This is a genomic window from Nonomuraea sp. NPDC049684 (assembly GCF_044465345.1).
In the GTDB taxonomy this organism is placed as follows: domain Bacteria; phylum Actinomycetota; class Actinomycetes; order Streptosporangiales; family Streptosporangiaceae; genus Nonomuraea.
The window spans coordinates 269,000-292,299 of the sequence record NZ_JBITLO010000011.1 but is presented as its reverse complement, the minus strand read 5'-3'; the positions used below and the strand labels follow the sequence as shown (position 1 = coordinate 292,299).

Annotated in this window: 21 protein-coding genes; 11 read left to right on the top strand and 10 right to left on the bottom strand. The window is 72.9% G+C overall.

Annotated features, from left to right (window positions below; translation table 11 throughout):
* Positions 1 to 63: 63 nt before the first annotated feature.
* The 6 genes from ACIBST_RS31720 to ACIBST_RS31695 all read left to right on the top strand — a co-directional run bounded on the left by ACIBST_RS31720 (position 64) and on the right by ACIBST_RS31695 (position 9,232).
* On the top strand, positions 64 to 1,824 hold the full coding sequence (locus tag ACIBST_RS31720) for a UvrD-helicase domain-containing protein (protein WP_397177008.1): 1,761 nt from the start codon (positions 64 to 66) through the stop codon (positions 1,822 to 1,824).
* A gap of 48 nt (positions 1,825 to 1,872) precedes the next feature.
* Positions 1,873 to 3,717, top strand: coding sequence for a sigma factor-like helix-turn-helix DNA-binding protein (locus tag ACIBST_RS31715; protein ID WP_397177007.1), 1,845 nt, complete (start codon positions 1,873 to 1,875; stop codon positions 3,715 to 3,717).
* A 16-nt stretch (positions 3,718 to 3,733) separates the two neighbouring features.
* Positions 3,734 to 5,071 carry a cysteine--tRNA ligase gene (locus ACIBST_RS31710; RefSeq protein ID WP_397177006.1) on the top strand — a complete coding sequence of 446 codons (1,338 nt, stop codon included), beginning with the start codon at positions 3,734 to 3,736 and terminating at the stop codon, positions 5,069 to 5,071.
* A gap of 119 nt (positions 5,072 to 5,190) precedes the next feature.
* A complete protein-coding gene (locus ACIBST_RS31705; protein WP_397177150.1) occupies positions 5,191 to 7,677 on the top strand; it encodes a penicillin acylase family protein in 2,487 nt (828 codons plus the stop codon).
* A gap of 146 nt (positions 7,678 to 7,823) precedes the next feature.
* Positions 7,824 to 8,252, top strand: a complete 429-nt coding sequence (locus ACIBST_RS31700; RefSeq protein ID WP_397177004.1) for an RICIN domain-containing protein — start codon at positions 7,824 to 7,826, stop codon at positions 8,250 to 8,252.
* A gap of 128 nt (positions 8,253 to 8,380) precedes the next feature.
* A complete protein-coding gene (locus ACIBST_RS31695; protein WP_397177002.1) occupies positions 8,381 to 9,232 on the top strand; it encodes a hypothetical protein in 852 nt (283 codons plus the stop codon).
* Positions 9,233 to 9,247: 15 nt separating this feature from the next.
* Here the strand turns inward: ACIBST_RS31695 and ACIBST_RS31690 are convergent, their stop codons facing one another.
* The gene (locus ACIBST_RS31690) at positions 9,248 to 9,670 is read right to left on the bottom strand and encodes a hypothetical protein (RefSeq protein ID WP_397177001.1); all 423 of its coding nucleotides are present in this window, start codon (positions 9,668 to 9,670) and stop codon (positions 9,248 to 9,250) included.
* Between the two features lie 75 nt (positions 9,671 to 9,745).
* Between ACIBST_RS31690 and ACIBST_RS31685 the strand changes: the two genes are divergently transcribed.
* The gene (locus ACIBST_RS31685; RefSeq protein WP_397176999.1) at positions 9,746 to 10,729 is read left to right on the top strand and encodes a hypothetical protein; all 984 of its coding nucleotides are present in this window, start codon (positions 9,746 to 9,748) and stop codon (positions 10,727 to 10,729) included.
* Between the two features lie 127 nt (positions 10,730 to 10,856).
* On the opposite strand, the gene ACIBST_RS31680 is transcribed toward ACIBST_RS31685, so the two are convergent.
* Positions 10,857 to 11,495 carry a TetR/AcrR family transcriptional regulator gene (locus tag ACIBST_RS31680; protein WP_397176997.1) on the bottom strand — a complete coding sequence of 213 codons (639 nt, stop codon included), beginning with the start codon at positions 11,493 to 11,495 and terminating at the stop codon, positions 10,857 to 10,859.
* Positions 11,496 to 11,548: 53 nt separating this feature from the next.
* Here ACIBST_RS31680 and ACIBST_RS31675 point away from each other — a divergent pair, with 53 nt between their 5' ends.
* Together ACIBST_RS31675 and ACIBST_RS31670 are read left to right on the top strand one after the other, a co-directional pair.
* Positions 11,549 to 12,013: a VOC family protein gene (locus tag ACIBST_RS31675; protein ID WP_397176996.1), complete on the top strand. Its 465-nt coding sequence runs from the start codon at positions 11,549 to 11,551 to the stop codon at positions 12,011 to 12,013.
* Between the two features lie 10 nt (positions 12,014 to 12,023).
* Complete coding sequence (locus tag ACIBST_RS31670; protein ID WP_397176994.1) at positions 12,024 to 12,269, top strand: hypothetical protein; 246 nt, start codon at positions 12,024 to 12,026, stop codon at positions 12,267 to 12,269.
* 52 nt (positions 12,270 to 12,321) lie between these two features.
* On the opposite strand, the gene ACIBST_RS31665 is transcribed toward ACIBST_RS31670, so the two are convergent.
* Genes ACIBST_RS31665 through mshB form a run of 3 tightly spaced genes read right to left on the bottom strand, consistent with a single transcriptional unit; the run spans position 12,322 to position 14,194 of the window.
* A complete protein-coding gene (locus ACIBST_RS31665; RefSeq protein WP_397176992.1) occupies positions 12,322 to 12,816 on the bottom strand; it encodes a flavin reductase family protein in 495 nt (164 codons plus the stop codon).
* Between the two features lie 17 nt (positions 12,817 to 12,833).
* Positions 12,834 to 13,253 (bottom strand): DUF6113 family protein, encoded by a 420-nt coding sequence (locus ACIBST_RS31660; RefSeq protein ID WP_397176990.1) that lies wholly within the window; start codon positions 13,251 to 13,253, stop codon positions 12,834 to 12,836.
* 11 nt (positions 13,254 to 13,264) lie between these two features.
* Positions 13,265 to 14,194: an N-acetyl-1-D-myo-inositol-2-amino-2-deoxy-alpha-D-glucopyranoside deacetylase gene (mshB, locus tag ACIBST_RS31655; protein ID WP_397176988.1), complete on the bottom strand. Its 930-nt coding sequence runs from the start codon at positions 14,192 to 14,194 to the stop codon at positions 13,265 to 13,267.
* 44 nt (positions 14,195 to 14,238) lie between these two features.
* On the opposite strand from mshB, the gene ACIBST_RS31650 reads away from it, so the two are divergent.
* Positions 14,239 to 16,305 carry a prolyl oligopeptidase family serine peptidase gene (locus ACIBST_RS31650; protein WP_397176986.1) on the top strand — a complete coding sequence of 689 codons (2,067 nt, stop codon included), beginning with the start codon at positions 14,239 to 14,241 and terminating at the stop codon, positions 16,303 to 16,305.
* On the opposite strand, the gene ACIBST_RS31645 is transcribed toward ACIBST_RS31650, so the two are convergent.
* Positions 16,302 to 17,165 carry a hypothetical protein gene (locus tag ACIBST_RS31645; protein ID WP_397176984.1) on the bottom strand — a complete coding sequence of 288 codons (864 nt, stop codon included), beginning with the start codon at positions 17,163 to 17,165 and terminating at the stop codon, positions 16,302 to 16,304. The genes ACIBST_RS31650 and ACIBST_RS31645 overlap by 4 nt on opposite strands.
* Positions 17,166 to 17,213: 48 nt before the next feature.
* Positions 17,214 to 17,642, bottom strand: a complete 429-nt coding sequence (locus tag ACIBST_RS31640) for a MarR family winged helix-turn-helix transcriptional regulator (protein WP_397176982.1) — start codon at positions 17,640 to 17,642, stop codon at positions 17,214 to 17,216.
* A gap of 64 nt (positions 17,643 to 17,706) precedes the next feature.
* Here ACIBST_RS31640 and ACIBST_RS31635 point away from each other — a divergent pair, with 64 nt between their 5' ends.
* Positions 17,707 to 18,582 (top strand): MBL fold metallo-hydrolase, encoded by an 876-nt coding sequence (locus ACIBST_RS31635; RefSeq protein ID WP_397176981.1) that lies wholly within the window; start codon positions 17,707 to 17,709, stop codon positions 18,580 to 18,582.
* Here ACIBST_RS31635 and ACIBST_RS31630 read toward each other — a convergent pair.
* The 3 genes from ACIBST_RS31630 to ACIBST_RS31620 all read right to left on the bottom strand — a co-directional run bounded on the left by ACIBST_RS31630 (position 18,579) and on the right by ACIBST_RS31620 (position 23,284).
* Positions 18,579 to 20,333, bottom strand: a complete 1,755-nt coding sequence (locus ACIBST_RS31630; RefSeq protein ID WP_397176979.1) for an ABC transporter ATP-binding protein — start codon at positions 20,331 to 20,333, stop codon at positions 18,579 to 18,581. The two genes, ACIBST_RS31635 and ACIBST_RS31630, sit on opposite strands and share 4 nt — an antisense overlap.
* Before the next feature lie 2 nt (positions 20,334 to 20,335).
* A complete protein-coding gene (locus tag ACIBST_RS31625) occupies positions 20,336 to 22,024 on the bottom strand; it encodes an ABC transporter ATP-binding protein (protein ID WP_397176978.1) in 1,689 nt (562 codons plus the stop codon).
* 84 nt (positions 22,025 to 22,108) lie between these two features.
* Positions 22,109 to 23,284, bottom strand: a complete 1,176-nt coding sequence (locus tag ACIBST_RS31620) for a nitrate/nitrite transporter (protein WP_397176976.1) — start codon at positions 23,282 to 23,284, stop codon at positions 22,109 to 22,111.
* Between the last annotated feature and the right edge of the window lie 16 nt (positions 23,285 to 23,300).

Sequence of the window (23,300 nt, the reverse complement as noted above, 5' to 3'; positions counted from 1 at the left end):
CCCGTGCCGCGGCTCGCGATCGGCCCTGACTTTCCAGGGGAGCTCGGCGCACTGGCTCAGCCGGTGCGCAGGGACGCCGTGGTCGCGCTGCGCCGGTTCCTGCTGAACGTGTCCGGAGCCCCGCACCCCGAGCGGGTGCGGGGCTGCCGGGACGCCAAGGTCGCCACGCTGCGCCTGGCCGACGGGCATCGCGGCGTGGTGGTCCGGCAGCGCGACGTCTACTGGCTGCTCGCCGTGCGGCCCGATCCGGAGGCGTGGTCGTACGCCCAGCGTCACCGGTACGGCGTCAACCCGGTGATCGGCGTCGTCGAGGAGTGGGACGCCGAGACACTGGACCGGGTCGAGCCCGCCTTACGCAGGTCGGCCCGCCCCTCGCGGCTGTTCGACCAGATCTGCGACGGCGACCTGCTCGCGCTCGGCATCGACGTGCACGCGCTGCCCCTGGTCAGGCTGATCTCCACCGAGGCCGACGTGGCCGCGCTCGAACCGCTGCTGCCGCCCACCCAGTACGCGCCGCTGGCCGTCCTGGCCAGGGGCGGCACGCTGTCGGAGGCGTGGCGGGAGCTGGACGACTGGCGCGCCCGCGACGAGGAGCCGGGCGCGATCGACCCCGACGACCTGCACGCGGCGCTGCTGCGCAGCCCGGACCGCGCGGTGTTCGCCGCCGACAAGGTGGAGCTCGACCGGGTGCTCGGTGCCCCGGACTGGTGCACGTTCCTGCACCCGACGCAGCACCGGCTGGCCAGGGCCGGACGGTACGAGCAGCCGGCGCTGGTCGTGGGCGGCGCGGGCACCGGCAAGACGATCATCGCCCTGCACCGGGCGGCCCACCTGGCGGCGCGGGGCAGCGGCCCGGTGCTGCTGGTGACGTTCTCGCAGAGCCTGGCCGAGGAGCTGTCCGGCCGGCTGGACGTGCTGATCGACGACGAGACCGTCCGCAAGCGCGTCGAGGTGGACAACGCCGAGCGCCTGGCCATGCGGATCGTCGCCGACGCGGAGGGACGCCGTCCCGCCCTGGTCGGCCCGGGGGCCCGGTCGCTGGCCCAGCTCACCGACGAGGCGATCCGGCTGCTGTCGATCACGACCGGCGACCTGCTGGACGACGTGGAGCCGGGGCGCAAGCCGTACCGGCACATCGTGGTGGACGAGGCGCAGGACATCAGCCCGGCGCAGTGGCGGCTGCTGCGGGCGGCGGCGCCGCACGCGCACGACGACCTGTTCGTGGTGGGCGACCCGCACCAGCGGGTGACCGACACGCGGGTGGTGCTCGGCGCGGTGGGCATCCCGGCCGTCCGGCACGACCTGCGGATCTCCTACCGGCTGCCGCAGGAGATCCTGTCCTACGTGGTCCGGCTGCGCGGCGGCGGCCCGGCGAACGGCCTGGTCAGGGGCGTGGCCGAGCTGTACGGCTACCGCGCCACGCACAACGGCCGGCGGCCGGTGGTCCGCGCGTACGACACGCCGGAGTCCGAGCTGGCCGGGCTGCGCGCCACGGTCGGCGGCTGGCTGGCGGACGGCGTGCCCGAGGCCGAGATCGCCGTCGGGACGCGCACCCCCACGCTGGCCCGTGCCGCCCGGGAGGCCCTGGACGGGCTGGACGTGCGCGTGGCGACCTTCCAGCACCTGAAGGGCCTGGAGTTCGAACGGGTGGCGCTCGTCGGCGTGGCGGAGGGCGTGGTGCCCGGACCGCTGCCCGAGGAGCCGGCCGCGCGGGCCCGAGCGCTGCAACGCGAGCGGAGCATACTGTTCGTCGCCTGCACACGGGCCCGAACGATGCTCTATATCTCGCATTCCGGAAGGGGGAGCCCATTTCTGTCCCCCTGATCACATAGTCTGAACTGCGGATATCTTCCCTTTGCCGGTTGGACCTCAATGAACCTCAGCCTGAGCGACCTCGCGCCACCCCTGCGCTGGACCTCCCCTGGTCAGATCGCGCCGATCGTGGAGGAGCCCCAGCTGCCCGAGGCCTGGTGGCAGGCGATCCCCCTCGACCGCGCGTGCGCGATCGTCGGGACGCAGACCGTGGCGGGTCACCTGGCCGATCTGGCCGTGGCCTGCTGGGGGCACCTGCTGCTCGGCGACATCCTGCCGCTGCTGCGTTTCTCCGACCCCGCCGAGGCCGAGCGCACGCCGGAGTCGCTGGGCAAGGACGTGGTGCAGAAGCTGTTCACCGGTGTGTTCGAGCGGCTGCTCGAACCCGCGCCCGCCGCCCTGCCCGTCCCCGCCCGGCCCGACAAACCCCTTCCCGAGCTGATCGACGCGGTGTTCGCGGCCCTCGACGAGCGGCAGCGCGCCATCGCCCGCGACCGGCTCTACGCGGCCCAGCGCGCCACGCTGGACGAGCTGGCGCAGCGTTTCTCGGTCACCCGCGAGCGGATCAGGCAGATCGAGCGGGACCTGCGCGACCACGTGGAAGCGTGGCTGGGCTCGCCGGAGGCGGCGGCGCTGGTGGCGCACGTGACGTGGCTGAGGGGCAGGCTGGGGTCGGCGGTGCCGGCCGACGACCTGGCGGCCGCCGTGCCGTGGCACCGCGGCGACCTGCGCACGCTGGGCATCCCCGCGTGGCGGTTCGTCCGCACGCTGCTGACCGGGTACGAGCAGGCCGACGGGTGGCTGGTCTCCGGCGGGGCCGACGAGCTGCGGGAGAAGACGCGGCAGTTGTTCACCGACGGGCCGCGGCCGCTCGGCGAGGCGGTGTCCATGGTGGCCCAGCTCGGCGTCCGCGAGGACGTCGCCGAGCGGTGGATCCTCGCCGTGCCGCAGCTCCGGGTGCTCGGCCGGCACGTGGTGCCCTGGCCGCGCAGCATCAACGAGAAGGCCGAGGCGGTGCTGGCGGTGGCGGGCACGCCGCTGTCGCCCGAGGAGATCCAGGAACGCATCGGCGAGGACTACAGCCTGGTCGGCATCCGCAACCAGCTCACCGCCGACGAGCGCTTCCGCCGGGTTGACCGGAACAAGTACGGGCTGACCAGGTGGGGCGGCGACGAGTACCTGGGCATCAGGGAGATGATCGCCAGGGAGATCGAGCGGGCCGGCGGCGAGGCCTCGGTGAGCACGATCGTGACGAACCTGACCTCCCGCTACGACGTGAGCGAGAGCTCGGTGCGCGCCTACTCGGGCGGGCCCGGGTTCGAGCGCACGCAGCGGGGCTGGATCAGGGTGGCCGGGACGTCGCCGACCGGGGAGTCGGAGCCGTACCAGCCGCGCAAGGACGTCTCGGAGACGCGGCGCAGCTTCCGCTCCCGCGACGGCCGGTGGTGGCACCGCGTGGACGTCAACGCCGAGCACCTGCGCGGGTCGGGCTCGCCCCTGCCGACGGGGTTCGCCGCCTACCTGGGCATGGCTCCCGGCGGGTCGCTGACCGCCTCGACGCCCTCGGGCGACGTGGTGATCAGCTGGCACAACCAGCCGACCATGGGGTCGATCCGCAACGTGCTGGCCGACTTCAAGGCGAGCGAGGGCGACCACGTCTTCCTGACCGTCTCCGACGGCGGCGAGCTGCTGACCCGCTACCTGCCCGCGGCCGCCGTGGCGATGCCGCCGCTGAACCGGGCGCTCTACCTCATCGGCTACACCGCCCCGGTGCACTCCGAGATGGAGGGGCTGCGGCTGATCGGGGCCCGCATCGGGCTGCCGGACACGGCCACCCGCGAGGAGGTGCTGGCCAGGCTGCGCGAGCGCGGTGACCGGGACATCCTCGGCTTCCTCGGCGGGTGAGGGCTAGGCTCGGGTGATGTTGCGGATCCACGACACCCGGGCCAGGCAGGTCGAGGAGATCTCGGGCGGGCGGGCGGTGCGCGTGTACACGTGCGGGCCGGCGCTGCACCGCCGCGTCCATCTGGGCGACCTGCGCACGTACGTGCTGTCCGACCTGGTCAGGAGGGTTCTGGAGGGGCGGCGTACGCGGGTGGTGGCCTGCCGGCACGTCGCCGACCTCGGGCGTCCGGGCGAGGAGCCGGGGGCGCGTGACCTGGCCCTCGCCCACGAGGAGGCGTTCCGGGGCGACGCGGCCGCGCTCAACCTGCGGCCGCCGGAGCACGCCCCGCGCGCCGGGGAGACGGTCGACCTGATGATCGAGCTGATCGCCGGGCTCGTCGAGCGGGGGCACGCCTACCCGGCGCCGGACGGCTCGGTCTACTTCGACGTACGGACGTTCCCGGCGTACGGCGAGATCTCCGGCACCCGCCTGGACGACCTCGCGCCCGCCGGCCCGGCCGACGCCGCCGACCCGCACAGGCGTTTCCCCGCCGACTGGGCCCTGTGGCGGCCCGCCGACGGCGACCAGGGCCGGGACGCGCCGTGGGGCCGGGGCCTGCCCGGCCCGCACGTGGCGTGCTCGGCGGTGTCGCTGCGCTTCCTCGGCGAGCGGATCGACCTGCACGTCGGCGACGCCGCCCGGCGCTTCCCGCACCACGAGGACGAGCGCGCCCAGTCGGACGCGGCGACCGGCCACCAGGTGGTGCGCCACTGGGTGCACGGTGAGCGCCCGCTGTTCGACGGGCGCGAGACGGCCGAGTCGGCGAGGTCGGCGCAGCCGGCGGGCGAGGCGGTGCTGCTGTCCGACGTGGTGGCGGCCGGGCTCGACCCGCTGGCGGCGCGCCTGGCCTTCCTCGGGCGCCGCTACCGGGAGCGGCTCGACCTGTCCTGGGACGTCCTGCGGGCCGCCGACCGCACGGTGCGGCGGTGGCGGGCGCGGGTGGCCGAGTGGTCGGAGTCGCCCAGCGCGCCCATGGCCTCGTCGTACGCCGAGCGCGTCGGGGCGGCGCTCGACGACGACCTGGACACCCCGGCGGCGCTGGCCGTCCTGCGGGAGCTGGAGCTGGACGAGTCGGTCGCGCCCGGGTCGAAGTTCGAGACGTTCCTGCACCTGGACCAGGTGCTGGCGCTCGACCTGTCCACGGAGATCGGCAAGCCGCGGGTGCCGCCCGCCGGGGCCGGCGAGCTGCTGGCGCAGCGGGAGCGGGCGGTGGCGGCCAACGACTGGGCGGCGGCCGACCGGCTGCGGGACGAGCTGGCCGACCTGGGGGTTCGCGTCACCGACACCCCGGAGGGACAGAGCTGGGCCCTCTGATCGCCCGCCCTGCGCGCGAGGCCGCTCCGACCACCTGAAACGGCCGGAGCAGTGAGCCGGTACTGCCAGACTTGTTCCAGTCCGGCAAGATGGAGGTATCGGTGAGACCCTTTGCGTGGATGCCGTGGCCTTTGCGGTGGTTCGCCCGGGTGTTGACCGTGCTTCTCGTGCTGGCGCTCGTGCTGGCCGGGGTCCTGGTGTACACGGTACGGAAGTCGTTCCCGCAGGTGGACGGGTCGCTGCGGCTGCCCGGTCTAACCCACAAGGTCACGATTTATCGCGATAAAACGGGGATTCCGCATATCTATGCCGATACTGCGGCCGACCTGTTCATGGCGCAGGGCTTCGTCCACGCCCAGGACCGGTTCTTCGAGATGGACTTCCGCCGCCACACCACCGCCGGACGGCTCTCCGAACTCTTCGGAAAGGCCACGCTCGGCAACGACAAGGCGCTGCGGACCATGGGCTGGCGCCGGGTTGCCGAGCAGGAGCTGCCGGGCCTCGACCGGCAGACCCAGGACTTCCTGGCCGCGTACGCCAAGGGCGTGAACGCCTGGCTGGAGGCCAACCCCAACGCCTCCGACCGCAGCCTCGAGTACTCGGTGCTCAAGCTCCAGAACGGCGAGTACCGGCCGGAGCCGTGGACCGCGGTCGACTCCGTCGCCTGGCTGAAGGCCATGGCATGGGACCTGCGCTCCAACATGGAGGACGAGATCGACCGCGCCCTGGCGCTGACCAAGCTGCCCAAGGAGCGCGTCGAGCAGCTCTACCCCGGCTACCCGTACGACCGCCACGCCCCGATCGTCGGCGAGGGCGCGCTCGCCCAGGGCCGCTACGACCAGCAGGCCGAGCCGCGGATCGGCGGCGTCCGCGCGCTGTCCCAGGCCGCCGCGACGCTCGACGCCGTGCCCAGCACGATGAGCAGCGAGGAGCGCGAGGGCATCGGCTCCAACTCGTGGGTGGTCTCCGGCGCGCACACCACCAGCGGCAAGCCGCTGCTGGCCAACGACCCGCACCTGTCCCCGCAGATGCCGTCCGTCTGGTACCAGGCCGGGCTGCACTGCAGGAAGCTGTCCGAGCAGTGCCCGTACGACGTCACCGGGTTCACCTTCTCCGGCGTGCCCGGCGTGATCATCGGGCACAACGACAAGATCGCGTGGGGGTTCACGAACCTCGGTCCCGACGTGGCCGACCTCTTCCTGGAGAAGGTGGACGGCGACACGTACCTGTACAAGGGCGAGCAGGTCAAGCTGGAGACGCGGCAGGAGCAGATCAAGGTGGCCGGCGGCGACCCCGTCACGATCACCGTGAAGAGCACCCGGCACGGCCCGCTGATCAACGAGGTCATGCCGGACGCCCGGCCGAGCGGCGAGGCGAACGCCGTGGCCCTGCAATGGACCGCCCTCACCCCCGGCAGGACCGTGGACGCGATCTTCGCGCTCAACAAGGCGGGCGACTGGCCCGCGTTCCGCTCGGCGGCGGCGCTGTTCGAGGTGCCGTCGCAGAACCTGATCTACGCCGACACCAGCGGCAAGATCGGCTACCAGGCGCCCGGGCGCATCCCCGTACGGGAGAAGGGCGACGGCACCTGGCCGGTGCCCGGCTGGACCGGCGAGTACGACTGGAAGGCCGACCCCATCCCCTACGACCAGCTCCCCACGCTGGAGGACCCGGCCGAGGGGTTCGTCGTCACGGCCAACAACGCCGTCATCGACCCCCGCCGCTACCAGCCGCTGCTGACCAAGGACTGGTCCTACGGCTACCGCTCCCAGCGCATCCGCGAGCTCGTCGAGTCCGCGATCGGCAAGGGCAAGATCGACGCCGGGACGATGTCGGACATCCAGCAGGACACCTCCAACGAGTTCGCCGGGACCCTGGTGCCCGCGCTGCTGCAGGTGGACCTGGCCGGGCCCGCCCGCCAGGCCCGCGAGCTGCTGCGCACGTGGGACCACTCCCAGGGGCTCGACTCCGCCCCCGCCGCCTACTACAACGCGGTGTGGCGGCACCTGCTCATGCTCACGTTCGACGACGACCTGCCCGAGCAGGTGTGGCCCGGCGGCGGAGACCGCTGGTACGACGTGGTCGCCAACCTGCTCACCGCCCCCGACGACCCCTTCTGGGACGACGTCACCACGAAGAACCTCACCGAGACCCGCGACGACATGCTGCGGCAGGCGATGGCCTCGGCCTACCACGAGCTGTCGGAGCTGTTCGGCGCCGACGTCAAGTCCTGGAAGTGGGGCGACCTGCACCAGCTCGAACTGGTCAACGGCACGCTCGGCACCTCGGGACTCGCGCCCGTGGAGGCGCTGTTCAACCGCGGCCCGTTCGCCGTGCCCGGCAACAAGGACGCGGTGAACGCGACCGGGTGGAACGTGCAGAAGGGGTACGGGGTCACGGCGGTGCCGTCGATGCGCATGGTCGTCGACCTGTCGGACCTGGACAAGTCCCGCTGGATCAACCTGACGGGCGCCTCGGGACACGCCTTCCACGACAACTACTGGGACCAGGCCGAAGCCTGGGCGCGGGGCGACCTGCTCCCGATGTACTCCAAGCCCGAGTCCGTCCAGCACGCCGCCGTCCACACCCTCACCCTCACCCCCTGACCCGTCGCGTCCGTCCCCGCACGGCGCCCGGCCGGAACCCTGTCCGGAAGCGGTCACGGGCGGAGGGTGATTTCCCATGCGTAATCGTCTGTCATGAGAACGAGGCGGCGCATCGTCCCCTCCCGCTCCCGTTCGAGAGGACACCCATGGACATCCCGGCCCGAGCCACCCTGATCAACAAGAAGTCCGGGCTCGCCCTTGACATCAAAGAATGCGACATGTCCGACGGCGGCTGGGTGATCCAGTGGACCCCCCACGGCCGGACCAACCAGATCTTCCGCCTGGAACCCGCCGACGGCGGCCACAGGTTCATCGCCGAACACTCCGGCAAGGCCCTCGATGTCAGCTGGGCGAACCAGAACGCCGACTTCGCGATGCAGTGGGGCGTCAACGGCAGCCCCAGCCAGATCTGGTTCCTCAAGGAGCACGAGGCGGGCGTCTACCGGCTCTTCGCCAAGCACTCGGGCAAGGTGCTGGCGGTCGCGAACGCCTCCACCGAGCCGGGCGCGCGCGTGGTGCAGTTCGAAACCGGTCATGAGGAGAACGAACTCTGGCTGCTCAAGGCCGTTCCCTAGGGGCGCGTCCTCCCTGGTGGGCGGCCTGGCGGGGGCCGGTGGCGCGCCCGGTGTACGACCGTGGTCGTAGTCGAAGGCCAGACCGTGGTCCGACGCGCCGGGCCGCCGGCCGCTGTCAGCATGGCCGCATGACTCGCCTCCGGTACTCCGATCGCCTCTGGTACTCCGTCGGGGTCTTCCTCCTGCTCGTGGGCCTGGCGCACCTGGGCGTGCTCGTCGTGGCCGGCGGTCCGTGGGAGGGGGCCGTGTCGTGGCGCAAGCCGTTCACGTTCGGGGTGTCGTTCGGGTTGAGCGTGCTGACCCTGACCTGGGTGTCCCAGTGGTTACGGCTGCGTGCCCGCGCGTTCGTCCTCGGGGCGTTCGCGGTGGCCTCCACGGTCGAGGTGGCGCTGATCACCCTTCAGGCGTGGCGCGGCGTGCCGTCCCACTTCAACATGGAGACGCCCCTCGACACGGCCATCGCCCGCACGCTGGCCGCGTTCGGCGTCACGCTCATCGCCATCGCGATCACCATGACGATCGCCGCCTTCCGGCCGGCGCCGGAGGTCGCCCCGAGCACCCGGCTGGCCGTACGGGCCGGCTTCGCCACGCTGCTGGCGTCCATGGTCTTCGGCGGCGTGATGATCGCCCGTGGCGTCGTGGCGGTGATGACGGGCAACCAGCAGCTCGCCTACACGGTCGCCACGGCGCTCAAACCGGCCCACGCCGTGCTCATGCACGGGGTGCTCCTCCTGCCGGCCCTGTCCTGGCTGCTGTCCCGCACGCTGCCGTCCGAGGGCGCGCGGCTGCGGGCCGTACGCCTGGCCACCTGGGCGTACGTCGCGGTGGCCGCGGTGGTCTCCGGCCTGGCCGTGGCGGGGGTGGCGGTCGTGGGGCCGTCCACGGCTTCGGTGTTGTCGGCCGGGGCGATCTCGGCCCTGGCCATCGCGGCGGTCGCGCTGGGCCGGTTCAGCCCCCGCCCCGGCCAGGCGAAACATTGAGGTCGCGGTAATGGGTCAGCCGTTATGCCGTCGCCGCCGCCACCACACGGGCGCGCGGGGATAGCCGCCGTCGTCCAGGTCGGCCAGCCGCTCGAACACGTTGTACGACGCCTGATGCCCGCACACCACCACCGACACGAGCATGGCCAGCAGGTAGAGCGGGAGCATCGGCAGGCCGGCGCAGCAGGCCCACTGGGTGGCGTGCCGTGCTTCGTGCCGGATGAGCCGGTCGTCCAGCTCGTCCTGCCTGGTCAGGACGACGTTCCCGACCGTGAACGCGCCCGCGATGGGGAAGCGGTAGCGGTAGCCGAAGGCGAGGATGAGCCCGTCGGGGCCGGGCCGGCGGGCCGCGCCGCCGACGATCGAGATGAGGAGGCCGAGCGGGGTGGCGAGGTTCACGTAGTTCACCGCCCGCCGGAACCGATGGCGCCTGTTCATGCGTCTCAGTCTTGACCAATCTTGACAAGTCGGAATAATGATCTGCGTCCTGAAATCTCCCACAAGAGCAGGATTATGAGATTCTCCATCCTGGGCGCGCTGCTCGGCGCTGTTGCACTGGCCGGAGCCGGCGGAGTCGCGATCACCCAGACATCAGCCACCGATCCCCTACGTTCCACCGATTCTCCTTCCGGCGCGCAGGTGGCGTTACCCGTCGCCGCGACCCCGACGGCGACGCCCACGGCGACGCCCTCGGTCGGGGATTACACCGCCACGACGAAGGTGGTCAAGAAGAAGGGCGTCTCGTACTTGAATGTGTCCGTCAAGTACGACGGAGCGGCCCGCTTCACCGTGAAGCAGAAGGTGTGCAGGAGCAAGTCCTGCAGGAGCGCCACCGCCCAGTTCCCCGTCACCACCGGGGCCGGGCAGACCACGAAGAAGCTGGGCAAGGGCACGTACAAGGCGAGGGGCAAGCCGGCCGTCAAGGTCAAGCCGCTCCCCTGGCCGACCCGCACCGTGACGGTCTCGCCGACCGCCACGGCCGCGCCGAGCGCGACGGCGACCGTGACGTCCACGGTGACCGAGCAGGCCACGGTGACCGCCACGGTGACCCAGCCCGGCCCGACCGTGACCGTGCCCGGCCCGACGGTGACCGTGCCGGGGCCGACGGAGACGTTCACCTGTCAGCCCGCCCCGCCGACGTCCCCGCTCCCGCCGTCCGACCCGCCGTCCGAGCCGCCGACCGCCACGCCGTCGACCTCGGTCTCGGAGTCCCCGGACGTTCCGGACGCCCCGGCTCAGGCCCCCGTCCCACCGGCGAGCGACACCCCGACCCCCACTCCGACGCCGACGCCGACGCCGACCGCGACGGACGTCCCGACCGACACCCCCACCGGCGCCCCGACCGACGTCCCCACGGACGTCCCGACGGACATCCCGACGTGCGCGCCGCCCACGGATCTCCCCTCCGAGACCCCGACCCCGACCCCGACCGCGACCTCCACGGACACCGGCGCCCCCACCGACACCCCGACCCCGCCGGAACCCCCCACCCAGTAACCCCCGACCGACACACCACATGACTCAGGCCAGGCCCCAACGCCTGGCCTGACTCATGTCCCCCGCCCCCTCTTCCATCCGGGCCGCCAACCCCGTAGGGACGCCGCGCCACCGCTCCCCGGGCCGGTCAGTGTGGGGCGGCGGTCAGCAGGCGGGTGAGGGTTTCGGTGAGCCAGCGTTCGTAGGTGTCGGCGGTCCAGCTCAACATCTCCCGCCCCAGCAGGTACGTCTCCGCGTGCACCAGGACGGCGGTGGTGTCGGTCAGCCAGTCCAGATCGTGCCCGCCCGCCAGCAGCCCGTCGGCGGCCATCTTGTCCCAGAAGGCGCGCATGTTCGCCCGGGTGGCCGCGCGCCCGGCCCGGGTGGCGGCGGCCAGGTCCGGCTCGGTGGGCGCGGCCTGCAGCGCGACGGCCAGCAGGTCGCCGGCGCGTTCGGCCATCTGGCGGCTGCCCCCGGCCAGGGCGGCGATGCGCTCCCCGGCGGTGGTGGCGGTGCCGGCGCGGACGTACCAGTCGCGGCCGGTGATGTCGACGGCGGCCCCGTCACCGGCGAAGGCGACGTCGACGCAGCGTTTGAGCAGCGCGGCCTTGGTGCCGAAGCGCAGGTAGACGGTCCGGTCGCCGACCTCGGCGGACCGGGCGACGGCGGTCAGGGTGGTGGCCGCGTAGCCGTTGCGGAGGAACAGCTCGGTGGCGGCGGTCAGGATCTTCTCCTCGGTGGCGGCGATGCGGGCGGCACGCAGATCACGCTTGACGGGCTCCGACATAGAATGCAGTATAACTGCATCGATGCAGCGTAACTGCAAGGAGGGTATTTGCCGTGTCGCACCTCCCGCGCCTGGACGGCGTGCACCACCTCAAGCTCCCGGTCACCGACCTGGACCGTTCCCTGGCCTGGTACCGCTCCCGGTTCGGGTACGAGATCGACATCGAGTTCGTCGAGCAGGGCGTGCCGATGGGCTACGCGCTCGCCCATCCGGCCGGCGGTCCCGTACTGGCGCTGCGGCTGGACCCGGAGCGGGCCAGGGCCGCCGCGGGCTTCGACTACTTCGCCATCGGCGTCCCGGACAAGCAGGCCATCGAGGAGCTGGCCGCCCATCTGACCGCGTCCGGCGACAGCCACGCCGGCGTGCACGAGGCGACCATCGGCTGGATCCTGCCCGGCCTGCACGACCCGGACGGCCACGAGATCCGCTTCTACACCACGCAGCCGCGCCCCCCGCGCGAGGCGGACGCGGACGAGGAACGTCGCGGCAGCGGCACCCGTCCGGCCGAGACCTCCTGAGGAGCGCGCCATGCCCGTGGTCCGCGACCAGGACGGGCGCCCGGAGGTCTTCGCCCGCGGCCAGGACACCCGCCTGCGGCACAGCCGGCAGCGGCCCGAGGGCGGCTGGTCGCAGTGGCCCCGGACGCTGGTCTGGCTCGCCGACATCGCCGGATGCAGGCGGCAGCAGGCGGCCGACACCATGTGCTCGTCGGCGCGGGCGCTCCTCGCCGACGCGCTCGACCGGCACGACCGCCGCCCCACCGGCCGGGCGTAGCGGCGGGGTCAGAGGTTTTTGAACCGGCCGTCGTGGGAGAGCAGCGGCGGGGTCAGAGGTTCTTGTAGCGGCCGTCGTGGTAGAGCAGCGGCGAGCCGTCCGCGGGGGTGCCGAGGGCCGTCACCTGGCCGAGCACGATCGAGTGGTCGCCGCCGTCGTACACCGCCGTCGTGGCGGCCTCGACCGTGGCCAGGGCGCCGGTGAACAGGGCCACCCCCGAGTCCCCGCGATGGTGCTCCCACCGGGCCAGTTGCCCGTTCAGCGGACGGCCGCGATGGGCGAAGAAGCGGGAGGCGTCCTCCATCGAGGCGTGCAGCACCGACACGCCCCACACCCCGGCCTCGATCACGGCGTCGTGGAAGCGGGCCACCTTCTCGGCGCAGAAGAGCACGAGCAGGGGGGCGAGGGAGACCGACGTGAAGGAGTTGACCGTCATCGCGTGGTCCACGCCGCCGAGCCGGGTCGTGACGATCGCGACTCCCGTGGCGAAGCGGCCGACGACCTTACGGTAGTTTCCCGGGTCCACATGCCGCTCTATGGAATGCACGACGTTACTTTATGCCTCTACGTCGGATTCTTTGGAGGTGGGTATCCCCGCAACAGCCACGAACCCCCACCGGATGAGGGCGAGCACATGAACGCCACCACGAGAGCCAGCAATCCGCCATAGAGGTAGACGTACCCCGCCGCACCCTGAGAGATCACCAGATCTCCGGCGCTGAGTTCGAGGGTGAACGGCATCGTCACCAGCAGCCAGCCGAGCCCGACCGCGAACGCGGCGAGCTTCGTCCGCATGAGCCTGGCCGCCCCCAGCGGGAGGAGGAACAGCGCGAGCACCCACCCGATCGCCACCCACGGCACCGCGCCATGCTGGTCGAGCGCGTGCGTGAACCCGCCCACGACGCCGAGCACGACACCCAGCACGAACAGCATGCCGTACGCCGCCCCGCCCAGCGCCGACTCCGCCTGGCTGCGATGCTCCATGGGGAACGAGGTTAGTGGATGCCCGCGAAGAGATCGTTCTCGCGGTTGTGCGGCTCGCCGAGCCCGCCGGCGTCGACCGGCGGCCCGGGCACCGGCGGGCCGGGCACGCCGATGGCCAGGACGAAGTGCTCCACGCCGAGCACCTCCTGCCCGATGTTGTTGGACAGCGCGTACCAGGGGCCCTCGACGGTGATCTGGGTGGCGTGGGCGCGCATGGCCTCCCGCTTGTTGCCGACCCAGGGGCGGGCGTCGATCTCGGTGGTGATGTCCTCGTCGGGGCTGCCGAAGGGGATGTCGTCGACGTCCTCGACGAGGAAGCCGGTGCCGGAGTCGGGCAGCGCCTCGGCCGTGCGCCGCATGACGGACCTGGGCACGGCCGTGTGGTAGAACTTCGCGATCTGCCACGGCTCGTCCTGGCGCGGGGCGGGCCGGCCGCCCGGGACGTAGCCGGGCTTGGCGGCCAGCTCGAAGGCCCGGCGGGCCACCCGGTGGGCCTGGATGTGGTCGGGGTGGCCGTAGAAGCCGTTGGCGTCGTAGGTCACCAGCACCTGCGGGCGCACCTCGCGGATGACCTTGACCAGCTCGCCGGCCGCCTCGTCGAGGTCGGCCTGCCAGAAGGCGTTGGGCCGGTCGTTGGTGGCGACGCCCATCATGCCGGAGTCGCGCCAGCGTCCGGGCGAGCCGAGGAAGCGGTGGTCCTCGACGCCGAGCGCCTGGCAGGCCGCCGCCAGCTCGCCGATCCGGTACGGCCCGAGCAGGTCGTCGCGGTCGGCCGCCAGGTGGGCGAGGTCGGCCGGGATGACCTCTCCCTCCTCCCCCAGCGTGCAGGTCACCAGCGTGACGTGGGCGCCTTCCGCGACGTATTTGGCCATGGTCGCGCCGGTGCCGATCGACTCGTCGTCCGGATGGGCGTGCACGAGCAGGAGGCGGCGATCAGTCATAGTCATGAGCGTAACAATGGCTGGATACTGGCAGGATTGAGCCCATGAGTGAGAGCTTCCCGCGACTGTCGGCACGGACCCGCCGGTTCACCCTGGGAGTGCCCAGGGGGTTCACGATCTCCCCCGACGGCGGACGAGTGGTCTTCCTGCGGACGAGGTCCGGCACCGACCCGGTCACCTGCCTGTGGGAGCTCGACACCGAAACCCACGTCGAACGCCTGGTGGTCGATCCGCGCACCCTCCACGCCGACGACGAGGACCTGCCGCCGGAGGAGCGCGCGCGGCGCGAGCGCAGCCGCGAGGCGGCCGGCGGCGTGGTGGCCTACGGCGCCGACGCCGCGCTGACCAGGGCTGCCTTCGCCCTGTCCGGCGGGCTCTACGTCGTCGAGCTGGCGAGCGGCCAGACCCGCAGGCTGGAGACGCCGGGCGCGGTCATCGACCCCCGCCTGTCCCCCGACGGGCGGCAGGTCGCCTACGTCACCGGCGGCGCGCTGCACGTCCAGGACCTCGACTCGGGGCGCGGCGAGGTGCTCGCCACGCCGGAGTCGCCGACCGTCACCTACGGCCTGGCCGAGTTCATCGCCGCCGAGGAGATGGACCGGATGCGCGGCTACTGGTGGTCGCCGTCGGGCGACGCGCTGCTGGTCGAGCGGGCCGACGAGGAGCCGGTCGAGACCTGGTACATCGCCGACCCGGCCAACCCCTCCCGTCCGGCCGCCGCCCAGCGTTACCCGTCGGCCGGCACGCCCAACGCCCGCACCGAGCTGTTCGTGCTCGGGCTCGACGGGTCGCGGGTGGCGGTGCCGTTCGAGGAGGAGTACCTGACGACGGCCGCCTGGGACGAGCACGCGCTGTCGATCGTGACGATGACGCGCGACCAGAAGACGCTGCGGCTGTTCTCCGTCGATCCGGCGACCGGCGTGTCCACGCTGGTCCGCGAGGACACCGACCCGGCCTGGGTGGACATCGTGACCGGCGTGCCGGCGCACCTCGACGACGGCTCGCTGGTCTGGGTGGCCACGTCGGAGGGCGGCCACCGGCTGTTCGTCGGCGACCGCGCGGTCACGCCGCCCACCCTCCAGGTCCGGTCGGTGCTCGACGTCGACCACGACAGCGTGTTGTTCAGCGCCAGCGGCGGCGACCCGACCGACATCCACCTGTGGACCTGGGACGGCCACTCGCTGCTGCCGGTCTCGACCCGGTCCGGGGTGTTCTCGGGGCGGATGTCCGGCGGCGTCGGCGTGTTGTCGGAGCAGAGCCTCGACGCCGAGGGCGTCTCGACCACGGTGGTGCGGCGCGACGGCATGGCGGTCCCGATCCCGTCGTACGCCGAGCGTCCGGGGCTCGACCTGCGGGTGTCGCTGGGGCGTTCGGGCCGCCGGGAGCTGGCCACGGCCGTGGTGCTGCCGTCCTGGTACGAGCAGGGCTCGGGCCGGCTGCCGGTCCTGATGGACCCGTACGGCGGCCCGCACGCGCAGCGGGTGCTCAACCGGCGCGGCGCGTTCCTGGAGAGTCAGTGGTTCGCCGAGCAGGGCTTCGCCGTGATCGTGGCCGACGGCCGCGGCACGCCGGGCCGCGGTCCGGCGTTCGAGCGGGCGGTGCTGGGCGACCTGGCGACCCCGGCGCTTGAGGACCAGATCGACGCCCTTCAGGGCGTGGCCGAGCAGTACCCCGATGACCTCGACCTGTCGAGGGTGGCCATCCGCGGCTGGTCGTTCGGCGGCTTCCTGGCCGCGCTCGCCGTGCTGCGGCGTCCCGACGTCTTCCACGCGGCGGTGGCGGGCGCGCCGGTGACCGACTGGCGGCTGTACGACACCTGCTACACCGAGCGCTACCTGGGCCACCCCGACGAGCAGCCCGAGGTCTACGACAACTCCTCACTGTTCGCCGACGCGCCCAAGCTCGAACGCCCGCTGCTCCTGGTCCACGGCCTGGCCGACGACAACGTGGTGGCCGCCCACACGCTGCGCCTGTCCTCGGCGCTGCTGGCGGCCGGCCGCCAGCACAGCGTGCTGCCGCTGTCGGGCGTGACGCACATGACGCCCCAGGAGGTCGTGGCCGAGAACCTGCTCCTGCTCCAGGTCGACTTCCTGAAGAAGGCGCTGGGCTAGGCGGCGCGCAGGGCGTCGAGCAGCCTCGACGCCCCCAGGCCGATCAGCACGGCCAGCCCCATGACCAGCAGGAACACCCACAGGGGAGCGCCGAGGTAGGCGAGCAGGCCCTGCGCCACGGCCAGGATCAGCACGCCGAGCACGGTGCCCGCCACGCCGGCGCGCTCGCCGTACGGGCTGGTGCCGCCCAGGAGGACGGCGGCGAGCGCGAACACGGTGCTGTAGAGCCCCTGGTCGCCCGAGGGCGCCGCGCCGAGGCGCAGCAGCAGTGCGATGCCGCCCGCGGCGGCGAGCATGCTCGACCCGGCCAGGCCGAGCACCGCGCCGGGCCACCCGGCGCCCAGCTCCTTGCGCACCTCCTGCCGGTTCCACAGCAGGCCGCCGGCGATCGAGACGACCGCGAACACGGCGAACCCCAGCGGGCCGGGATAGAGCGCGGCGGTCTGCAGCGGGATCGTCCCGTCGCCGAGCAGCGCGACGGCCAGGGCCTCGCACACGACGGCGGCCCCGAGCGTGACGGCCCAGGCGGGGGCCGACAGCAGCATCGTGAGCGTGCTCATGGCGGCCCCCAGGAGCCCGGCGAGCACGAGCGCGAGCAGCATCGCCACCGGCAGCGGCACCCCGGCCCCGGCGGTGGACGCCACGAAGGCGCCGCTCGCGGCGGCGACCGCGCCCACGGCGAGATTGGGCGTGCCGGTGCGCAGCGACAGGCCGAACCCCATGACGATCAGACCGAGCTGCCCGGCGTGGGCGAGGATGTCGAGCAGGCGGTCACTGACCGTAGTGATCAGGACGAGTGCCAGGCCCAGCAGGGCGAGGAGTCCGAGCACGCCTTCCCAGGCGCGCTGCCAGGTGCTCACTCCGACGATGCTGACAGCGCCGGACGATCATCGCAACCCCCGCGGGCGCTACCGCGGGGCCGCCCGCTCCAGCAGCTTCTGGAGCACGGACTGCTCGTCGGTCGTGAGCGCGGCCAGCGGCGAGCCCTCGGTCAGCAGGCCCAGCAGGCGCTCCCGCAGGCCGGCGCCCTCCTGGGTGAGCACGAGCAGCTTGGCCCGGCGGTCGTTCGGATGGGGGCGGCGCTCCACGACCCCCTGCTGCTCCAGCCGGTCGATGACGAACGTGGCGTTGGAGGGCTCGCACCCCATGCGCCCCGCCAGGTCGCTCATGGTCATCGGGCCGGTCAGCTCGCGCAGCGCCACCGCCTGGGCGGCGGTGAGGTCGAGCGCGGCCGCGCGTTCCCTGACGTGCCCCTCGATCTGCCTGGCGAGCGCGCCCACCAGGCCGCACAGGTTCCGCTCGGCCGCGGCCCGCGCTTCGGCTTCGGACGTTGTCATACCCCAAAACTACCTCAAGCTTGGATGTTTGCAACTTGAAAGGTTCTAGCTATAAGTTTCCGCCATGAGCACTTCCGAGAGCCTTCGTCTGCGCCGCCCGTCCGCCCTCCGGTCGCTGCGGGTCGGCGACCTCAAGGTCACCTTCGTGCCCGACGGGAGCGTGCGGCTCAAGCCGTACGGCTGGCTGCCGGGCACGACCGAGCGCGACTGGGCCGAGCACGCCGACCACCTGGACGAGACCGGCAATCTCGTGGCCGGCATCGGCGGCCTGCTGGTGGAGTCGGGCGAGCGGGCCCTGCTGATCGACGCGGGGGTGGGCCCGGTGCACCAGCCGGACGACCCGGCCGACCCGCTGATCGGCGAGCTGCGCGGCGGCGACCTGCCGGCCAACCTCGCCCGGCTGGGCCGCCGTCCCGAGGACGTCGAGGCGGTGGCCTTCACCCACCTGCACATCGACCACATCGGCTGGGCCTGGCACCCGGCCGACGGCGGGCCCGCGTTCCCGTCCGCCGCGTACCTGTTCGCCGAGCCCGAATGGGCCGAGCGGCACCGGACCCTCGACTTCGGCACGCCGGAGGAGGCCCTGACGGCCATGGCCCCCCGGGTCAGGACGTTCGGCGACGGGGAGGAGATCTTCCCCGGCGTGCGGGCCGCGTTCGCGCCCGGCCACACCGCCGGGCACACCGCCTACACGATCACCTCGGGCGGGCAGCGGCTGCTGGCCTTCGGCGACGCCCTGCACTCCCCCGTGCAGGTGCGCCATCCCGAGTGGCCGGCCGGCTCCGACCTGGACCGCGTGGAGTCGACCGTGCACCGGCGGCGGCTGGTCGAGGAGCTGCTGCGGCCGGACACGATCGGCTTCGGCATCCACTTCGCCGACGTGGTCTTCGGCCGCGCGCGTAACACGGCCGACGGGCCGGTCTGGGAGCCCGTGGCCTAGGGAGTGGGGGCGGGGGTGCCGTGCCAGCTCGCCCACAGGGCCGCGTACGAGCCGCCCTCGGCGACCAGCTCCTCGTGCGGGCCCAGCTCGGTGATCCGGCCGTCCTCCACGACGGCCACCCGGTCGGCGTCGTGCGCGGTGTAGAGCCGGTGGGCGATGGCGATCACCGTACGGCCCTCCAGGACGGCGGCCAGCGAGCGTTCCAGGTGGCGCGCGGCCCGCGGGTCGATCAGCGAGGTGGCCTCGTCGAGCACCAGCGTGTGCGGGTCGGCCAGGACCAGCCGCGCCAGCGCGAGCTGCTGGGCCTGCGCGGGCGGCACGGCGACGCCGCCGGACCCGACCTCGGTCTCCAGCCCCTCGGGCAGCGTCCGGACCCAGTCGAGCGCGTCGACGGCGGCCAGCGCCGCGCGCACCGCCGCGTCGTCCGCGCCGGGGCGGGCGATCAGCAGGTTGTCGCGGACGGTGCCCTTGAAGACGTGGTGCTCCTGGGTGACCAGCGCGACGTGCCCGCGCAGGTCGTCGAGCGGCAGGTCGACCAGCGGCACGCCGCCCACGCTGACCTCGCCGGTACGCGGCCCGTGGATGCCGGCCAGCAACCGCCCGAGCGTGGACTTGCCGGCCCCCGACGGGCCGACCATGGCCAGCCGCTCGCCCGGCTCGACGGTCAGCGACACGCCGTGCAGCACGTCGCGGCCCTCGCGGTAGGCGTACCTGACGTCGTCGGCCCGCAGCAGCTCGCCTGCCGGGCGGGCGGCCGAGGGCTCGCGGTCGTCGGGCACGTTGGCCACGCCCAGCAGCCGGGCCATGGCCGCGCCGCCCACCTGGAGCTCGTCGATCCACATGAGGAAGCGGTCGAGCGGGTCGATGAGCTGCTGGGCGTAGACCAGGGCGGCGGTGACCTGCTGGACCGTCACCCAGTCGTTGGTGTAGAACAGGCCGCCGACCAGCAGCGTGGAGACCACCGGGATCACGTAGCCGAGCTCGACCGCGGGGAACCAGAGCGTCCGCAGGCCCAGGGTGTAGCGCTCGGCGGCGTAGGAGCGGCGGATGTCGCCGTCGGTGCGCTCGCGCCGGCGCTGCTGGAGGCCGAGCGCCTCCACGGCCCGCGCGCCCTCGACGGTCTCGGCCAGGCCCTCGGTCATGTCGGCGTACGCGGCGTTCTCGCGCAGGTAGCCGTCGCGCGCCCGCTTGAGGTACCAGCGGGTCGCGAACCAGATCAGCGGGCCGGCGACCAGCATCGGCAGCATGAGCTGCGGGCTGACCAGCACCAGCGCGCCCATGGTGATCACGAAGGTGACCAGCGCGATGAGCGTCTCGGGCACGGCGTGCCGGACGGTCCTGGACAACGAGTCGACGTCGCGGGAGGTACGGGTGATCAGGTCGCCGGCGCCCGCCCGCTCGACCGTGGACAGCGGCAGGCCGAGCACCCGGTCGACGAACTCCTCCCGCAGCTCGGCCAGCACCTTCTCGCCCAGCCTGGCCGAGGCGAGCACGGCGAAGCGGACCAGCAGGCCCTGGAGGAACAGGAACGCGCCGATGACGACGGCCACCAGCAGCCCGTCGACCTCGCCGCCGTCCTGGACGGCCTGGACCAGGCTGCCGAGCTGCCACGGCACCACGAGCCCGGCGACGGCGGCCAGGCCGTGCAGGGCCAGGGCGACGGCGAGCTGCCGCGGGTACTTCAGCGTCAGCCTGCGCGCGTAGGCGCGCACCTGTTTCCGGTCGGCGACCGGCAGGATCTCGCGGGCCACGGTCAGCCCTCCCCTCGGGTCACGGTCGCGGCGTATTCGGGGGACGCGTCCAGCAGGTGCCGGTGCGTCCCCTCGGCGAGCACCCGGCCGCCGGCCACGTAGACGACGTGGTCGGCCCGGTCGAGCACCAGCGGGCTGGTCGTGCAGATCATGGTGGTGCGGCCGGCGCGCGCCTTGGCCAGCCGCTCGGCGATGCGGGCCTCGCTGTGGGCGTCGACGGCGCTGGTGGGCTCGACCAGGATGAGCACCTCGGGGTCGGCGACCAGGGCCCGTGCCAGGCGCAGCCGCTGCTGCTGGCCGCCGGAGAACTCGCGCCCCGCCTCGGACACCTGGGCGTCGAGGCCGTCGGGCAGCGCCTCGACGATGTCCTCGGCGCAGGCCGCGTGCAGGGCCGCGCGCACGTCTTCGTCGGTGGCCGCGTCGCGGACGTCGAGCTCGTTCCTGAGCCTGCCGGTGAACAGCCGGGCGTCGTTGCCGGCGACCAGGATGCGCGCGCGGATCTCGGCCATGGGCAGCGTGGCCAGCTCGACGGCGCCGAAGGTGACGTCGCCCGGCGCGTACCGGCCGAGGCGGTCGGCGATGGCGGCGGCCTCCTCGGGCGCGTCGGCCGCGACGGCGGTGAGCATGCCGGGCTGGAGGGTGACGCCGCTGTAGCAGTCGCGCAGCACGCCGCCGCCGCTGGTCTCGGTGCCGCCGGCGACCTCGGGCTCGATGGCCAGGATGCGGATGACGCGGCGGGCCGCGACGTGGCCCTTGGTGAGCTTGTCAGCGGCCTCGGTCAAGGTGCGCAGCGGGCCGATGAGGAAGGCGGCGTAACCGTAGAGCGCGACCAGGTCGCCGGTGCTGATCTCACCGCCGACCGCGAACGTGGCGCCGATGCCGGTGACGACCGCGATGAGCAGGCCGGGCAGCAGGATCTGGGCGCCTTCGAGCAGCGACTCGACCCGGGCCACGCCCACCCCGGCGTGGCGCACGCGCTGGGACTCCTCGCCGTAGCGGCCGGCGAACACCTGCTCGCCGCCGATGCCGCGGAGCACCCGCAGGCCGGCCACGATGTCGGCGGCCCTGGTGGACAGGTCGCCGGTCAGCTCGCGCTGCCGCTTCTGCCGCCGGTGCAGCGGCTTGAGCAGCGGCGAGACGGCGAGCGCCATGAGCGGCACGCCGAACAGCACGAGCAGCCCGAGCGGGACCGAGGTCGCCAGCAGGATCACGGTGACCGCGACGATGGCCACGACGGACCCGGTGCCGCGCAGCAGGATGTCCATGGAGCTGCCGATGTGGGCGATGTCGGAGTTGCCGACGCTGACGACCTCGCCGGTCGAGACCTTCTTGGGCAGCGTCGCCCCGAGCCGGGCGGCCTGCCGCGCGGTCACCTGGACGGTGCGGTAGGCCGCCGACAACCAGTTGAACACCGCCATCCGGTGCCGCATGATCCCGGTGAACGCCTGCAGCAGCCCCAGCGCGAGCAGGATCGACGCCCAGGTCAGCAGCGCCCTGGTGTCCTTGGCGGTGACCGCGTCGATGCCCTTGCCGAGCACCGCGGGCACGAGCGCCTGCACCAGCCACCACAGGGTGGCGAAGCCGATGCCGGCGAGCAGGGCACGCGCCTGGCGCCGCGCGTTCCACCACAGGTAGCGGAGCGGGCTGCGGATGTCGGGCGTGCCGGGATCGGCCTCAGGAAGGGAGCGCATGGTCTGACAAGGTTGACAAGCCATCGCCCGGCCCGGCAAACGGTTTTTCGCCTGGCCAACGATCGGGAACGCGCCCGCGCCTGGCTAACGATCCGGCACGTGCCTGAACGTGCGCACGGTGTAGAGCAAGGTGACCAGGGCAGTCAGCGCGAGCAGCAGGTAGCCCACGGTGTACGACCCGGACGCGCCGTAGACGGCCCCCATCACCAGCGGCGGGAAGTACCCGCCGAGCCCGCCGGCCGCGCCCACGAGCCCCGTCACCGTCCCCACCTTCGACGCCTCGACGAGCTTGGCCACCAGGGCGAAGACGCCGCCCGTGCCGAGCCCGAGGAAGAAGGCGATGAGCACGAAGCACGCCCCGGCGGGCACCTCGGCGGGCGGCCTGAACGACAGCGCCACCGCCATCACGACCGTCCCGGCCAGGGAGATGAGCAGCACCCTGACCGGCCCGATCCGGTCCGACAGCGTGCCGCCGATCGGCCGGGCGGCGACGGCGGCGATCGAGAACCCGGCCGTCCGCAGCCCGGCGCCCGTCTGGGCGAAGTGGTAGACGTTCTGGAGCAGGGTCGGCAGGTACGTCGAGAACGCCACGAAGCCGCCGAAGGTGACGGCGTACAGGAAGGCGCACTGCCAGGTCGCGCTGAGCTTCGTGGCCGCGCGCATCCGGGGCAGGGCCGGGGCGGTGGCGGGCGACCAGGCCGGCGAGTCGCGGCTGCCGCCGATCATGATCACGCCCATCAGGGCGAGCGCCGCGGCCATGAGCAGGTGGGTCGCGAACCGGCCGAACTCCTCCACCAGGCGGGGGGTGAAGAACGCCGACAGCGCGGTCCCGCCCATGCCGGCGCCGAACACGCCGGTGGCGAACCCTCTGCGGGCGGCCTCGTACCAGGCGTTGACGAACGGGATGCCGATGGCGAACGACGTGCCCGGGATGCCCAGCAGGAACCCCGAGAACAGCAGCCACCCGTACGACTCGGACCAGCCCACGAACAGGACCGGCACGATCGAGACGAAGCAGATGACGGCGAACATGCGCCGCCCGCCGAGCCGGTCGGCCAGCACGCCCACCGGGACGCGGCCGAGCGAGCCGACCAGCACCGGGATCGCGACCAGCAGCGAGGTCTGTGTCGCGGACAGGTGCAGTTGCCTGCTGTAGCTGCCCGACAGGGGGCCGATGAGGTTCCAGGCCCAGAACGTCACGGCGAAGGCCGCCGTGGCCAGCGCCAGGTTCCGCACCTGACCTTTACGGAGCACAGACATACACCCTGTGTAACAG

Bases quoted from the DNA above. Each gene is read 5' to 3' on its own strand.
- ACIBST_RS31680 (WP_397176997.1), bottom strand. From the start codon at position 11,495: ATGTCGGAGCCCGTCAAGCGTGATCTGCGTGCCGCCCGCATCGCCGCC.
- ACIBST_RS31695 (WP_397177002.1), top strand. From the start codon at position 8,381: ATGACTCGCCTCCGGTACTCCGATCGCCTCTGGTACTCCGTCGGGGTC.
- ACIBST_RS31650 (WP_397176986.1), top strand. From the start codon at position 14,239: ATGAGTGAGAGCTTCCCGCGACTGTCGGCACGGACCCGCCGGTTCACC.
- ACIBST_RS31670 (WP_397176994.1), top strand. From the start codon at position 12,024: ATGCCCGTGGTCCGCGACCAGGACGGGCGCCCGGAGGTCTTCGCCCGC.
- ACIBST_RS31710 (WP_397177006.1), top strand. From the start codon at position 3,734: ATGTTGCGGATCCACGACACCCGGGCCAGGCAGGTCGAGGAGATCTCG.
- ACIBST_RS31660 (WP_397176990.1), bottom strand. From the start codon at position 13,253: ATGGAGCATCGCAGCCAGGCGGAGTCGGCGCTGGGCGGGGCGGCGTAC.
- ACIBST_RS31705 (WP_397177150.1), top strand. From the start codon at position 5,191: ATGCCGTGGCCTTTGCGGTGGTTCGCCCGGGTGTTGACCGTGCTTCTC.
- ACIBST_RS31640 (WP_397176982.1), bottom strand. From the start codon at position 17,642: ATGACAACGTCCGAAGCCGAAGCGCGGGCCGCGGCCGAGCGGAACCTG.
- ACIBST_RS31690 (WP_397177001.1), bottom strand. From the start codon at position 9,670: ATGAACAGGCGCCATCGGTTCCGGCGGGCGGTGAACTACGTGAACCTC.
- ACIBST_RS31700 (WP_397177004.1), top strand. From the start codon at position 7,824: ATGGACATCCCGGCCCGAGCCACCCTGATCAACAAGAAGTCCGGGCTC.
- ACIBST_RS31635 (WP_397176981.1), top strand. From the start codon at position 17,707: ATGAGCACTTCCGAGAGCCTTCGTCTGCGCCGCCCGTCCGCCCTCCGG.
- mshB (WP_397176988.1), bottom strand. From the start codon at position 14,194: ATGACTGATCGCCGCCTCCTGCTCGTGCACGCCCATCCGGACGACGAG.
- ACIBST_RS31715 (WP_397177007.1), top strand. From the start codon at position 1,873: ATGAACCTCAGCCTGAGCGACCTCGCGCCACCCCTGCGCTGGACCTCC.
- ACIBST_RS31685 (WP_397176999.1), top strand. From the start codon at position 9,746: ATGAGATTCTCCATCCTGGGCGCGCTGCTCGGCGCTGTTGCACTGGCC.
- ACIBST_RS31620 (WP_397176976.1), bottom strand. From the start codon at position 23,284: ATGTCTGTGCTCCGTAAAGGTCAGGTGCGGAACCTGGCGCTGGCCACG.
- ACIBST_RS31625 (WP_397176978.1), bottom strand. From the start codon at position 22,024: ATGCGCTCCCTTCCTGAGGCCGATCCCGGCACGCCCGACATCCGCAGC.